Here is a 13,745-nt window from a genome sequence, read left to right as displayed (position 1 = left end):
GGTGAGTGGCAAAGTGTGCTCGGGTACGCGGTGCCACTCACCGGGGGGACAGCACGCGCGCCGCGAACGCCAGGGACTCCGGCATTGAGGCCATCAGTGATTCGCGGTGATCCTCGGCGGCGAGTTGCTGATATTCGACGTTCACCCCGCGCTGCTGCATCTCGGCGAGTTGCGCCCACGTCAACGGAATCGGCACCGACGTGTCGGACAGACTGTGCACCACCCGCAAGGGGCGGTCGAACCCGTCGACGGGCACCTGCTGCATCTCCCGGAACAGCGCCCGGAACTGCTCGTTCCACAGGGGCGCCGCGAACAGGTCCCCGACCGAAGCGGGATGGGCGAGCAGGTACCGGCCGAGTTCCCGGCTGCACGTCACCTTCGCCAGCTCCATCAATTCGATTCCCTTCGGCGACAGATACCGCCGAATGTCGACCTCCGGACGCTGGTCGTCGATGCCGGCGAGGGTCAGCAACGCGTAGTTCACGATTCCGGTTGTCGGCAGCGCCGGAATCGCGGGACCCGCGGCCGGGAAGAGCTGTTCGAGGTGTGTCGGCGCGGCCACCGCGACGGCGCCGCGAAAGTCGAGCGCGGGTGCCCGGGCGGAGGCCCCGCGGGCAGCGAAGTAGGTCGCGTGCCCGCCCTGAGACAGTCCCGTGACGATCCACCGGTCACTGAGCACGTCCCCGTAGACGTCGTGGGCGGCCAGGACGATGTCGACGGCGTTCGCGGCGGCAGCAGGGCCGTCGAGGTAGGCATTGACACCGGGCGTGCCGATTCCCGCGTAATCCGTTGCTGCGACGGCATACCCGGCGGCCAGCCACTGCTCGATCGCGGGCAGTTCGACGTAGTTGAATCCGGCGACGGACGGCGCGCACTGGTCGGCGACCCCGACCGTGCCGTGCGCGTAGGACACCACCGGCCAGCCGCCGTCGGGGGGATCGCCACGGGGAAGGAAGATCGATCCGGTCGACTCACCGGTCGCGGTCGCGGTGCGCAGGGTCGAGTAGCGGACCCGGACGCTGTCGCCTGCCTGGCCGGGGACCGCGGCGGGTGGAAGTTCTTCCTGCGACAGCAGGATTCCCGGCTGCGCGGACGCCTCGCTCGCACCGGTGAGCAGCAACAGAATCGCCGCCACCGCAGCACCGACGACTCTCATCGGCTCAGTATCCACCCGCACAAACAGACGTGAGCGGCAAAGCGTGCGGAAGCACACTTTGCCACTCACGTGGGGGAGATCAGACCAACAGTTCGGCGATCTGAATGGTGTTGAGGGCGGCACCCTTACGCAGGTTGTCGCCGGACACGAACAGTGCCAGACCGCGGCCCTCCGGGACACCCGGATCCTGACGGATGCGCCCGACCAGCGACGGGTCGCTGCCCGCGGCCTGGAGCGGGGTGGGGACGTCCACCAACTGCACACCGGGAGCCTTCGACAGGAGCTCCTGCGCACGCTCCACCGACAGCGGACGCTCGAATTCGGCGTTGATCGACAGCGAGTGGCCCGTGATCACGGGGACGCGGACGCACGTGCCCGACACGAGCAGGTCAGGCAGGCCGAGGATCTTGCGGCTCTCGTTGCGGAGCTTCTGGTCCTCGTCCGTCTCACCGCTGCCGTCGTCGACGATCGAGCCGGCCAGCGGCAGAACGTTGAACGCGATGGGTGCGACGTACTTGTTCGGGGCCGGGAAGTCGACGGCGCTGCCGTCGTGCACCAGCTTCTCCGCATCGTCGATGACGGCACGGGCCTGGCCCAGCAGCTCCTCGACACCGGCGATGCCACTGCCCGACACGGCCTGGTAGCTCGACACGATGAGACGCTGCAGACCGGCCTCGTCGTGCAGAACCTTCAGCACCGGCATCGCGGCCATCGTGGTGCAGTTGGGGTTGGCGATGATGCCCTTCGGCGGGTTCTTCGCCTGCTCCGGGTTGACCTCGCTGACGACCAGCGGAACGTCGGGGTCCTTGCGGAACGCCGACGAGTTGTCGACGACCGTGGCGCCTGCCGCAGCGAACCGCGGGGCCTGCTCACGAGAGAGCGTCGCACCGGCCGAGAACAGGGCGATGTCGATGCCCTTCAGGTCCTCGTCGGACGTCGCGGACGCGTCCTCGACGACGATCTCCTCGCCGCGGAACGGCAGCTTCTTGCCCGCCGACCGCGCGGAAGCGAAGAACCGCACCTTGTCCGCGGGAAAGTTCCGTTCCTCGAGGAGGGTGCGCATGACGATGCCGACCTGTCCGGTGGCACCGACGACAGCGATGGTGGTCATGATCTACCGTCCCGTTCCTGCGTGCACGACGGCTTCTTCGTCGCCGCCGAGCCCGAATGCATCGTGGATCGCCTTCACGGCCTTGTCCAGCTCCACGTCCTTGACGAGCACCGAGATACGGATCTCGGACGTGGAGATGAGGTCGATGTTGACACCGGCCTTCGCGAGGGCCTCACAGAACGTCGCGGTGACGCCCGGGTGGCTCTTCATGCCGGCGCCGACGAGCGACACCTTGCCGATGTGGTCGTCGAACAGCACCTGCGTGAAGCCGATGTCGCCCTGCAGCTTCGTCAGCTTCTCGACGGCGCGCGGGCCGTCGGCGGTGGGCAAGGTGAACGTGATGTCGGTTTTGCCGGTCTCGACCTTCGAGATGTTCTGCAGCACCATGTCGATGTTGATCTCCGCCTCGGCCACCGCGCGGAAGACCTGCGCGGCGTAACCCGGGGTGTCGGGCAGGCCGACGACGGTGATCTTGGACTCGCCGCGATCGTGCGCGACTCCGGTGATGATTGCCTCTTCCACGGGGATGTCCTCCATCGATCCGGACACGATGGTGCCCGGCTTGGTCGTGTATGACGAACGGACGTGCACAGGCACGTTGTATCGGCGGGCGTACTCGACGCAGCGGAGCATGAGCACCTTCGCGCCGCACGCCGCGAGCTCGAGCATCTCCTCGAACGACACCGTCTCGAGACGCTGCGCGTCGGGAACGATGCGCGGGTCGGCGGTGAAGATGCCGTCGACGTCGGTGTAGATCTCGCAGACGTCGGCCTCGAGGGCCGCGGCGAGGGCCACCGCGGTGGTGTCCGAACCGCCGCGCCCGAGGGTCGTCACGTCCTTGCTGTCCTGGCTGACGCCCTGGAACCCGGCGACGAGGACGATCGAGCCCTCGTCGAGCGCATCCCGGACGCGGCCCGGTGTGACGTCGATGATCTTGGCGTTGCCGTGAGCACCGGTGGTGATGACGCCCGCCTGGGAGCCCGTGAACGAACGGGCCTCCGCACCGAGCGAATGAATTGCCATCGCGACGAGAGAATTGGAAATGCGCTCACCGGAGGTCAGCAGCATGTCCATTTCGCGGGCGGGTGGGGCTGGGCACACCTGCTGAGCCAGATCGAGCAGCTCATCAGTGGTGTCCCCCATCGCTGAAACCACGACGACGACATCGTTGCCGGCCTTCTTGGTCTCGACGATCCGTTCAGCCACTCGTCGGATTCTCTCGGCGGTTGCCACCGAGGATCCGCCGTACTTCTGGACGACGAGAGCCACGCGTTTCTACCTCCAGGTCGATGAATCTGTACTGGTCCAGCTGTCGAGCTTACCGGCGGAGTCCAATCTGATCCCGGGTGAGTCCGTTCGGACGCCTATCCGAACGCCGTGTTCGCGGCGTCCGCGACCCTCGCCACGGCCGCGCAGTTCGGCCCGTGAACAGTGACGACTGCACCGGCGTGACCGAGCCTGCGGGTGAACTCGTCGACGCCCGCTCCGGGCCGTGTGATGTCGATCGGCTCGCCCATCGGGCTCGTCCACCGGCATCGGTCGCCGACCGTCTCCGGCTCGGCGGGAACGGGTGGTCGGTTTTCCTTGACCGGCGACAGCGTGAACGACACGGTCACCTCACTCCCCGGCACCCGATTCGGGTTCGGAAACAGCACGCAGTCGAACGGGGTGGGCGGCGATTCCGGATCGACGACGCGTCCGCCCGCCGTGGCGCCCAGCACGTCGAGTACTTCGCACGGGTCGTGGACCGCGAGCGCCACCTGATGCGCGGACGTGGCGTCGCGAGCGGGCAGTCCCGACCGCATCCTGTCAATCGCCGAGTCCAGCACCGCGTCGGCGATCGGGCAGGCGTCCTGGCCGGCGACGGTTCCGGCGCGGACGGTCGCCAGCTGCCCTTCCACCTGTTCCCGGTCGGTTCCGAGGTTCAGCCGGAAGACGCGCTCACACGTCCCGCGCATCTGGTCGGCGCCCGCACCGCGGTAGACGGTCACCCCGTCGACCGTCTCCGGCCGGGTCAGCGCTGCGTCGGGCAGCATCGACGGCAGCAGGGACAACTCCACGTAGGTGGTCGCGCCGCCGGGCCCGGCCATCAACGCCGAACACACCGGCAGTTGCACGGCGGACCCGTACTGCTGGACTGTTCCGGCGCCCCGCACCGCGGCCACGTCGAGCAGTCCGCACGGATCGGCGTCGCGGAGCGCGTTCTCGACGTGGATGTGCCGTTGCTGCCCGGGGCTCAGTTCCTGCAGCGGAGACGCCCCCGCAGTCCCCGACACGCTGTGCGCGCACCCGGACGTGATCACGGCGCACAGGAGCGCCGCGGCAACTTTCTTCACTCGATCCCCCCTCGAATCGGCACGAACCCTACCGCCGATTCGGGATCATCGGAGGGCGAAGGGGACGCCGTGAACAGAGCAGCCGAGTTCCCCAGGTCCGATCGGATTCGCGACCTGTTCTGCGCGCGCTTCGCCGCCGGCCGCCGTTGCGACTGGGGCTCGTCCAGCTCGGCTATCTGTTCGGCGGTTTCCTCCTCGGCCTCGCGCTCCCCACCCTCGACATCGGTCCCCGGACGAGCGGCACCAGCGTGGCCACCCTGCTGTTCACTGTCGCCGGCGCCGTCATCACGCCGGCGAGCGTGGTGTTCTCGCTGCTGTTCCTCGTGGGTCAGTTCGGTGCCACGACGCTGACCCCGCGACTGACGCTGTTCCGCGACGACCCGCTGGTGTGGAACTCCTTCGGGATGTTCCTGGGCTTCCACCGACCCGCGATGGGAGAACTGCGCGTCGTCCTGCTCCTTCCCGACTGGGACGACTACGTGTCGGCGGCGTCGTACGACGTTCGCACTCAGATCAGTCCGATCACCTGCGCCCCCTGATCACCTGGTCTTCACGAAGGGCGGGATCTCGAACGTTCCATCGAACACCTCCGGCTTCGGGCTGTACATCCGGAGCAGCGGCCGGAACCCGACTGCCGGTGTCGGCAGCCAATTGGTGCGGGCCACCGGATCGGCCGGGGCGTCCGCGCTGAGTGTGATGGTCAGCGAACCGTCGTCCGCGAACACCAGTCCCGGCGTGCGGTCACCGATCGAGTAACGGTCGATCGGATTGTCGACGAGGTAGAAGTCCGGGAGGTCGTACATGGTGATCGACCAGAACGCGTCGACCGGTGGGGTCGGCGCAAACGTGAGTGTGTAGGTGTGCTCGCCGGACAGTTCGTTGCCTTCGCTGTCGTGGTAGATCGGTGCGTATGCGGCTTCGTAACCATGGTTTCCCCACAGCCCCGCCATCGCGGCGCCGGCCCGCAGTCCCAGCGCCTTCGAGCGGTCCTCGATCCGCCACTCGGGTGAGTCGAGGGTGCCGATCTCGAAGAAGTCGTCGTTGTAGTCGAAGGCGTGGTACATCAACTGCCACCCGTTGACCACCTCGCTTCCTGCACCCGACTTCAGTGCGGCGACCAGTGATTGGCGCCCGGCCTCGGCACCAGCGGTGAGCACGGATGCGAGGTCCGGCGGCGCTTCGAGGTACGGCGACTGCCCCGTCTCGAGCAACCCGAGCGGGGCGAACGCCTGCTGCGCGACGAGGTCCTGTGCGGCGGGTGGGTACGCCTGCGAGTACACCCGCAGCTTCTCCCAGAACTGAAGTTCCTCGGGGACATTCGGGTCGGGTACCGGCAGGCCCTCCGCCGGTTCCTGGTCGCCGACGGGTTCCAACGTGAGGGCCGACTGCAATCCCTTCACCCGCTCCAGGTCGACCTCGCCGTCGCAGGCCCAGCGGCCGATGACGGTGCCCACCGCGGTGGGGAACGCGATCTGCGTCGCACCGTCGGGGACCTCACCGGACCACCCGGGACCGGTCAGCAGGTAACGGCCGGCAGCCGTTCCCGTCGCGCGTTTGCCGACGTACGCGAAGTTGTCGGTCCACGCATCGACGAATTGCAGCACGTAGTACGCCCCACCGGCGTCCGGGACTCGCAGCAACTGCGGTCCGTGGCCGAGGTCGATCTGGGCGATCGAATAGATGGTGTCGTTGTTGACCGAGACGAACGTGTCCTGCGGCCCGGCGAGTGTGCGGGCGTGGCTGAACTTGTTGAAGGGTCCCGCGTCGAGGCTCCCCATTCCCTCCGACACGAAGCGGTTCACCTGGTCGAGGTCGAACACCAGCGGAAAACCGTACACCCACGCCTTCGCGGCGAGTTCCTGCAATCCTGCGCTCACTACTGTCTCCTGTTCCGTACGGCTCCGCCGCCCGTGCGTGGTCTGCGAGTCCAGAGACTCGTCAACCACTCACGGGTGCGGAGCGCCTACTGTGGGTCCGGTTCCGCGAGAGCCTCTCGCACGGTCGGGTAGAGGCCGACGGGGGTCGCGTCCGAACCCGAGGTTCGAATCGTGTCGCGGAACTGCCCGATGTCCCGCGCCACACGAAGCTCGATTCCCCTGCGTGCGAGCACATCCCGCAACTGCACGAGCATCTGCGCGGCACTGACGTCGACGAACGGCGACGTCTCGGCGTCGATTACCACCACTCGCGTGTCGTCGGTGCACAGGTCCTCGATGCGGTCCTTGACGTGATCGGCGTTCGCGAAGAACAGTCCAGCCTCGACGCGCACCACGACCACGTGCGGGGTGGTCGGGAGGTCGGGGTGACGCTCGGCGTCCACCCACAGCGACCCTTCCTTCGCCAGCGCCGCGACGTGGGGACGGGACGAGCGGTAGAGCAACAACAGCATGGAGACCCCGATGCCGATGACGAGTCCGGGCAGGGTGTCGAACACGAGCACGCCCACCATGGCGGCGAGGGCGGCTGCGAAATCGGCGCGCGCGGCGTATCCGTAGATGCTGCCGAGCCTTTCGGTCCACACCCCGTAGAGCCGGCGCAGCGCGGAGATGTCGACGAGTTCGATGACGGCGGCGATGACCACCGCCGCCAGCGTCGCCTCGGGAAGTTTCTCGAACAGTCCGGTGAGGAACAGCAGGGTCACCACGGTGAGGACCGCGACAAGGAGACCGCTGACCTGCGACTTGGCGCCGGCCCCGCCGTTGACCGCCGTCTTGGAGAGGCTGCCGTTCACCACCATCCCCGAGCACAGCCCGGAGCCGAGATTGGCGACGCCGAGGCCGAGGAGTTCCCGGTTTGGGTCCACCTCGTAGCCCTCTTTCGCGGCGTACGTCTTCGCGGCACCGAGCCCTTCCGCGAACCCGATGAGCAGCACGCCGACTGCGGGCCCGAGAAGGTCGACGTAGTCGTCGAATCCGACACCGCCCGGCAGTCCCACCGACGGCAGACCGGAGTCGATGTGACCGACGATGTCGACACCTCTACCGTCCAAACCGAACACGGCGACCGCGGCGATACCGAGGAGGACGGCCAGCAGCGAACCGGGCACGAGCGGCAGCCACCGTGTGAATCCGAGCACCACGACGAGACTGAGCACACCGACGACGAATGTGCCCCAGTCGACGTCGCCCAGCTGGGTGATGACCCCCCAGGCCTGTTCGAAGAAGTTGCCGTGCTCCTTCTCCACTCCGAACAGGGCAGGCACCTGCCCGGCGATGATGGTCAGAGCCAGCCCGACGATGAAGCCCTTCAGCACCGGCTCCGAGATGAACGCCGCGATGAAGCCCATACGCAGGAGCCCCGCGAGCAGCCCGGCGATGCCGGTGGCGATTGCCAGCACCGCTGTCAGGGCGGCGTATTTGCCACCGTCCGCCCCGGCGAGCGGCGCGACGATTGCGGCCGACAGGGCGGCCGTCGCCGACATCGGCCCGACCACCAGATGCCGGGAACTGCCTGCCGCGGCGTAGAGGACCAGGGCCGGTATCGCCGCGTACAGACCGACGACAGGGGGAACTCCCGCGATGGTTGCGTAGGCCAGGGCCTCCGGGACCAGCACGGCCCACACGGTCAGGCCCGCGATGACGTCGGGCCTGACCCACCCTTTCCGATACTCCTGCAGCGAGCCGAATACCGGCCAAGTGCCGGTCGCGGAGCTCACCACGTCGTCATCGTCCTAGTCCCTGGCGGTATCCCAGGTGGTGACCGCCCAGATCACGACGACATCGAGCGCGATGATCAGTATCGACCACAGCGGGTAGTAGGGCAGCCAGAGGAAGTTCGCGAGGATCGACAGCGCGGCGATGCAGACGGCCACGACACGGGCCCAGGTGGCGCCCGTCATGAGGCCGATCGCGCTGATGACCAGAACGACGCCGAGAAGGATGTGGATCCATCCCCATGCGGTGGTGTCGAACTGGTAGGTGTACTGGACACCGATGACCAGCAGGTTGTCGGAGGCGACCGCGGCGATGCCCTGGAAGAAGGAGATCACGCCGACGGTCAGCAGCAATATCGCCGCTGCCAGCGACGTTCCCGCGGCAAAGCCCTGTTTGACAGGGCTGGTGGTCCTGGACTCCGGATTTGTCGTCATGTCCATGCCCTTCTCGAAAGGATGTGCTCGAACAGTGGAATCGTGCGGCTTCGCGATGGCATCGGCATCATCCGCGCCGGGTGATCCTCATCTGCAACGGATGATGTGTCGTCGTCGGCCGGGTGCAACAGTCGATTCGGGGCATCCCGGTTGGCCGATTGTTGCGAAGGGACACGCGATGACCGATCCGCAGGACGTATCCGGCGCGGCGCCGGATTCTCAGTGGTCGATGCCGCGGGGTCTGATCGTGATCCTCGGCCTGGCCGCACTCGTCGTCACCGTGGCCGGCATACAGGTGGCCGCGTCGATAGTCGGCCCGATCTTTCTCGCTCTCATGCTGACCGTCGCGGTTCACCCGCTGCCCGAATGGCTTCACCGAAAGGGTCTCCCGACCTGGCTCGCCACGATCGCGGCGATCCTGGTCGTCAACAGCATCATTCTCGTCCTCGTGCTGTCGCTGGCCTTGTCGGTTGCCCAACTCGCCACGCTCCTACCGGAGTACGCGGACGACTTCACCGCCCTCATCGATGACGCCCAGAGTTTCCTGAACAGCAACGGCGTGAACTCGACCGATTCCCAGACCCTGCTCTCCCAGGTGGATTACGGCAAGGTCTTCGGCTTCGTGGAGGGGATTCTGCAGTCGATGCTGGGCATCTTCTCGAATCTTCTGTTCGTCCTCGCCCTTCTGCTGTTCATGGCCGTCGACGGAAGTTCCTACGGTGCGCGGATGCGGATCGTCACGCAGATGCGTCCCGACATCGCCACCGCTCTCACGTCGTTCTCGGCCGGCACCCGCACGTACCTGATCGTGTCCACGGTCTTCGGGCTGATCGTCGCCGTCATCGACACCGGGGCACTGTGGGCGCTGGGAATTCCGCTGCCGATCCTGTGGGGACTGCTGTCGTTCATCACCAACTACATCCCGAACGTCGGGTTCATCCTGGGGCTGGTTCCGCCGGCCCTGCTCGCGCTGCTCCAGGGCGGTCCGGGACTGATGCTGACGGTCATCGTCGTGTACAGCGTCATCAACGTCATCATCCAGTCGGTGATCCAGCCGAAGTTCGTCGGTGACGCGGTGGGCCTGTCCGTGACGTTCACGTTCCTGTCGCTGGTGTTCTGGGCGTGGATCCTCGGGCCGCTCGGCGCGATCCTGGCAATCCCGTTGTCGTTGATGGCGAAGGCGCTGCTGATCGACATCGACCCGTCCACGCGGTGGGTGAACACGATCCTCAGCAGCGCTCCCACTCCCCCTGCACCGGTTCCTGCCCCCTCCCCACCGCGACACGAGAAGGAAGAATCATGACACCCGATTTCTCGGACACCACCGATTTCGAGGACGCCGACCGCGGTTTCGTCGACCGCCTCGACCCCTGCACCGTCACGAGTGGGGACGGTCGCGTGGTGTGGGACATGCAGGAGTATTCGTTCCTGAACGGTGACTGCCCGGACACCGCCCACCCAAGCCTGTGGCGTCAGTCGCAACTGTGCGCGAAGAACGGTCTGTACGAAGTCACCGAGGGCATCTACCAGCTACGCGGAATCGACCTGTCCAACATGACGATCGTCGAGGGCGAGACTGGCGTCCTGGTGATCGACCCGCTGATCTCGCAGGAAACGGCGGCCGCCGCGCTCGCGCTGTACCGGAAGAACCGTGGCGACCGGCCCGTCACCGGAGTCATCTATACGCACTCCCACATCGATCACTTCGGTGGCGTCGTCGGCGTTCTCCCGGACGGTCGCGGCGACGTCCCGATCCTCGCCCCCGAAGGTTTCCTCGAACACGCGGTATCCGAGAACGTCTATGCCGGAACGGCAATGGGCCGGCGCGCCACCTACATGTACGGACCGCTGCTCCCCAAGGGCCCGCGCGGGCACCTCGGGGCGGGGCTCGGAACGAACACCTCGGCGGGTCGGCCCGGACTGATCCCCCCGACCGTCGACATCACCCACACCGGCCAGGAGGAGCCCGTCGACGGCATCCGGATCGTCTTTCAGGTGACGCCGGGAACGGAGGCGCCCGCCGAGATGAACTTCCTGTTCCCCGACCACCGGGCACTGTGTATGGCGGAGAACGCCACCCACAATCTGCACAATCTCCTCACGCTGCGGGGCGCGCTGGTCCGGGACCCCCGCGCCTGGTCGCGGTACCTCGACCAGGCGATCGAGATGTTCGACGGCGGCTACGACGTCGCATTCGCCTCCCACCACTGGCCGACGTGGGGTCGCGACCGGGTGGTGACATTCCTGTCGCAGCAGCGCGACCTGTACCAGTACCTGCACGACCAGACCCTGCGGATGCTCAACACCGGGATGACGGGAACCGAGATCGCCGAGGACTTCCCGCTTCCGCCTGCCCTCGAATCCGCCTGGCACGCACGCGGTTACTACGGCTCGGTGAGCCACAACGTAAAAGCGATCTACCAGCGGTACATGGGCTGGTTCGACGGCAACCCGACGTCGCTGTGGCAGCACCCGCCGGAGAACGTCGCGACACGGTACGTCGAGTGCATGGGCGGCCAGAGCGAGGTCCGGGCCAAGGCTCAACGGTATTTCGACGACGGCGACTTCCGGTTCGCCGCCGAACTCTCGAAGCATGCGGTGTTCGCCGACCCGTCGGACAGCGACGCGAAAGAACTGCTTGCCCGCACGTACGAACAACTCGGATTCGGTGCGGAGAACGCGACGTGGCGCAACTTCTACCTCACGGGTGCACTCGAACTGCGCGGCGGCATCGTCGCCCCGCCGCTCAGCGACCTCGGCGCAGACATGCTGAGCGCCCTGACGATCGAGCAGATCTTCGACTCCGTCGCCCTCCGCATCAATGGCCCACGTGCCTGGGACAAGTCCCTCGTCGCGGAGTGGCACTTCACCGAACCCGAAGCGCACTAACGGACGTCGCTGTCCAACGGTGCGCTCATCCAGACGGTCGCGCCGAGGACCACGACGCAACCGGACGTCTCCTTGACCCTGACGAAGATGCAGTTGCTCGGACTGTTCGCCGGCAAGGGGCTGGAGGGCATCGAGGTGACGGGTGACCCGTCGAAACTCCTGGTCCTCACGGAACTCCTCGACGCACCCGACAGCGCGTTCCCGATCGTCACGCCGTAGGCGCTCCGCGCCCGTGCGCGGTTAACGAGTCTCTGCACCCGCTAACCGCGCACGGGCGGCGGAGCCGCCTACCCGTCGGTGATGAGCCGCCACAGGCCACGTTCCCCGGCGACGGCGAAACCGGCCTCCGAGCTTCCGAACCCGTGTTCCTCGGCGATCGATACCGCGGCGTCGGCGGCGGCGCGTGCCAGGGCGCCCTCCGCAGCGATGTCGGCGACCATGGCCTGCACCGCCTGGAACTTGCCCACCGCGCGACCGAACTGTGCGCGCGCCGAGGTGTGTTCGACGACGAGGGTCAGGACGCGTTCCATGGTTCCCGGCCATCGCAAGCGCCCGGGCCAGTGCGCCGCGGCGGCGGAACTCGGTCACCACGTCCGCCGGCACCGGTGTGCCCTGCTGTGCGGACAGGTCGACCCGGACGTGATCCCGCGGCATCGACGCGAGATTGGCCGCCTCCGTCACCTCGAGGTCCGAGCGGGCGAATTCGGCGACCCGCCACGTTCCGTCCGCCTCCCACAGCCCCACCAGCGCATCCGCCGAGCGTGCCCACGGGACGTGCCTTGCAGTGCCATCGGCGTCCAGCACGGCTGCGGTGCGGACCACGGCGGGGCCGGAGTTCGCGGTCGGGCACCCGGACCTGCCGAGCAGCATCCCGCGAGCAGATCGTTCTCGGCGATCGGGAGATCGGCCGCGCCCGCGGCCGCCATCAGGTACGCCGACTCCGTCCACCCGGCGTCGCTGCCGCCCTCGGATTCGGGGCCGGTGAGCCTCGTGAGGCCGAGTTCGGCGTCGTCACCACGCCCCAGTGCCTCCGACACCGCACGGGACATGTGATGGAGTCCGAAGGTCCGGGCGACGAGCGCTCCGATGCGGGCATCGGCCGGTTGCCGTCCCTCCCGGGTTTCCTCGGCCATCGCGGCGAGGATCGGGAACGTGGACATGAAACGTTCCGGGCCACTGCATTCGAACCCGAGTTCGGACGTGACCTGCTTCCAGCCTTCGCCGATGCGGCCGAGCCGCAACTCGTCCGGCACGAACACGTCGTCGAGGATCACCTCGTTGAAATGGTGATCGCCCGACATCGACAGGATCGGCCTGATCTGCACCCCCAGGGAGTCGAGCAGAACGATGAACTGGCTGGCCCGGCGTGGCGCTGCGCCGGATCCAGCGGAGCCGACCGCGCGAGAGCGAAGAACGCGTCGGCCCGGTGGGCGCCGGACGTCCACAATTTGGTCCCGGTGATCCGCCAGCCGCCGTCGACCCGGACCGCTTTCGTGCGGACGCTCGCGAGGTCGGAGCCCGATTCCGGTTCGCTCATTCCGATCGCCCAGCTGATCTCGCCGCCGCGATTCCGGGGAGGAACCGCTGCTTCTGTTCCTCGGTGCCGTAGGTGAGCAGCGACGGCGCGGCCTGCCGGTCCGCGACCCACTGTGCGGCGACGGGCGCGCCGACGGCCAGCAGTTCTTCGGTGACGACGAACCGCTCCATGAACGTGCGGCCCTGCCCGCCGTACTCCGCCGGGATCGTCATGCCCAGCCAGCCGCGGGCTGCGAGGGCCTTCGTGAAGTCCGGATTCCACCTGGTGAGCCACGTGTCCACACCGGGTGAAAACACGCCGGCGTCGATCTGCTCGCGCAGGAACGTTCGCACCTCGGCCCGCAACGCATCGAGTTCGTGATCGGGTGGGCCCGCGGGGCACCACCTGTGTGTGCATGCTGTCTACTTCCGTTGACAAGTGTGTCGAATGCTTCCGCAGGCTCACGCCTGCAACGCGGCTTTGGCTAATTTCTCAGGTCCCCGCGGAGTGACGGACTCCGAATCGGGTGCAGGATCGCGATGACGAAGTAGTCCGAACACCAGCACGACAGCGTGGCGTTCCCGTTCGGTAAAACACGTTCACCCACACAAGACAGCGCATTCTCGCTAAAATCGTCCCACCGGCCAACG

At 67.2% G+C, this 13,745-nt stretch carries 10 protein-coding genes and 2 pseudogenes; 3 read left to right on the top strand and 9 right to left on the bottom strand.

Features of this window, described 5'->3' with window-relative positions:
- Nucleotides 1–37: 37 nt before the first annotated feature.
- The 4 genes from PSR88_RS21815 to PSR88_RS21800 all read right to left on the bottom strand — a co-directional run bounded on the left by PSR88_RS21815 (nucleotide 38) and on the right by PSR88_RS21800 (nucleotide 4,603).
- Nucleotides 38–1,156 (bottom strand): alpha/beta hydrolase family protein, encoded by a 1,119-nt coding sequence (locus PSR88_RS21815; RefSeq protein ID WP_016884508.1) that lies wholly within the window; start codon nucleotides 1,154–1,156, stop codon nucleotides 38–40.
- Nucleotides 1,157–1,235: 79 nt separating this feature from the next.
- Entirely contained in the window at nucleotides 1,236–2,267 is a 1,032-nt protein-coding gene (locus PSR88_RS21810; protein WP_009477350.1) for an aspartate-semialdehyde dehydrogenase, read from the bottom strand.
- Nucleotides 2,268–2,270: 3 nt separating this feature from the next.
- On the bottom strand, nucleotides 2,271–3,536 hold the full coding sequence (locus PSR88_RS21805) for an aspartate kinase (RefSeq protein ID WP_009477349.1): 1,266 nt from the start codon (nucleotides 3,534–3,536) through the stop codon (nucleotides 2,271–2,273).
- A 95-nt stretch (nucleotides 3,537–3,631) separates the two neighbouring features.
- The gene (locus tag PSR88_RS21800; RefSeq protein ID WP_016884507.1) at nucleotides 3,632–4,603 is read right to left on the bottom strand and encodes a hypothetical protein; all 972 of its coding nucleotides are present in this window, start codon (nucleotides 4,601–4,603) and stop codon (nucleotides 3,632–3,634) included.
- A gap of 146 nt (nucleotides 4,604–4,749) precedes the next feature.
- On the opposite strand from PSR88_RS21800, the gene PSR88_RS21795 reads away from it, so the two are divergent.
- The gene (locus PSR88_RS21795; RefSeq protein ID WP_016884506.1) at nucleotides 4,750–5,142 is read left to right on the top strand and encodes a DUF2254 family protein; all 393 of its coding nucleotides are present in this window, start codon (nucleotides 4,750–4,752) and stop codon (nucleotides 5,140–5,142) included.
- Here PSR88_RS21795 and PSR88_RS21790 read toward each other — a convergent pair whose 3' ends face one another.
- The 3 genes from PSR88_RS21790 to PSR88_RS21780 form a co-directional block, all read right to left on the bottom strand.
- On the bottom strand, nucleotides 5,143–6,480 hold the full coding sequence (locus tag PSR88_RS21790; protein WP_016884505.1) for a DUF1254 domain-containing protein: 1,338 nt from the start codon (nucleotides 6,478–6,480) through the stop codon (nucleotides 5,143–5,145).
- An 86-nt stretch (nucleotides 6,481–6,566) separates the two neighbouring features.
- Nucleotides 6,567–8,261 (bottom strand): SulP family inorganic anion transporter, encoded by a 1,695-nt coding sequence (locus PSR88_RS21785; RefSeq protein WP_016884504.1) that lies wholly within the window; start codon nucleotides 8,259–8,261, stop codon nucleotides 6,567–6,569.
- A gap of 12 nt (nucleotides 8,262–8,273) precedes the next feature.
- On the bottom strand, nucleotides 8,274–8,696 hold the full coding sequence (locus tag PSR88_RS21780) for a hypothetical protein (protein ID WP_009477342.1): 423 nt from the start codon (nucleotides 8,694–8,696) through the stop codon (nucleotides 8,274–8,276).
- A 172-nt stretch (nucleotides 8,697–8,868) separates the two neighbouring features.
- On the opposite strand from PSR88_RS21780, the gene PSR88_RS21775 reads away from it, so the two are divergent.
- Entirely contained in the window at nucleotides 8,869–9,993 is a 1,125-nt protein-coding gene (locus PSR88_RS21775; RefSeq protein WP_016884503.1) for an AI-2E family transporter, read from the top strand.
- Nucleotides 9,990–11,798, top strand: a pseudogene (locus PSR88_RS21770) (alkyl/aryl-sulfatase). The gene PSR88_RS21775 and the pseudogene PSR88_RS21770 overlap by 4 nt, the downstream one beginning before the upstream one ends.
- Nucleotides 11,799–11,866: 68 nt before the next feature.
- Here the strand turns inward: PSR88_RS21770 and PSR88_RS21765 are convergent.
- Nucleotides 11,867–12,127 carry an acyl-CoA dehydrogenase family protein gene (locus tag PSR88_RS21765; protein WP_378584790.1) on the bottom strand — a complete coding sequence of 87 codons (261 nt, stop codon included), beginning with the start codon at nucleotides 12,125–12,127 and terminating at the stop codon, nucleotides 11,867–11,869.
- 129 nt (nucleotides 12,128–12,256) lie between these two features.
- Nucleotides 12,257–13,460, bottom strand: a pseudogene (locus PSR88_RS21760) (acyl-CoA dehydrogenase family protein).
- Nucleotides 13,461–13,745: the final 285 nt, after the last annotated feature.

The sequence above is a fragment of the Rhodococcus sp. DK176 genome (assembly GCF_038447315.2).
Lineage (GTDB): Bacteria > Actinomycetota > Actinomycetes > Mycobacteriales > Mycobacteriaceae > Rhodococcus_F > Rhodococcus_F jostii_A.
This window is presented reverse-complemented; position numbering and strand designations above follow the sequence as displayed.

Coding starts and splice junctions, on each gene's coding strand:
- PSR88_RS21815 (WP_016884508.1), bottom strand. CDS start 1,156: ATGAGAGTCGTCGGTGCTGCGGTGGCGGCGATTCTGTTGCTGCTCACC.
- PSR88_RS21810 (WP_009477350.1), bottom strand. CDS start 2,267: ATGACCACCATCGCTGTCGTCGGTGCCACCGGACAGGTCGGCATCGTC.
- PSR88_RS21780 (WP_009477342.1), bottom strand. CDS start 8,696: ATGGACATGACGACAAATCCGGAGTCCAGGACCACCAGCCCTGTCAAA.
- PSR88_RS21775 (WP_016884503.1), top strand. CDS start 8,869: ATGACCGATCCGCAGGACGTATCCGGCGCGGCGCCGGATTCTCAGTGG.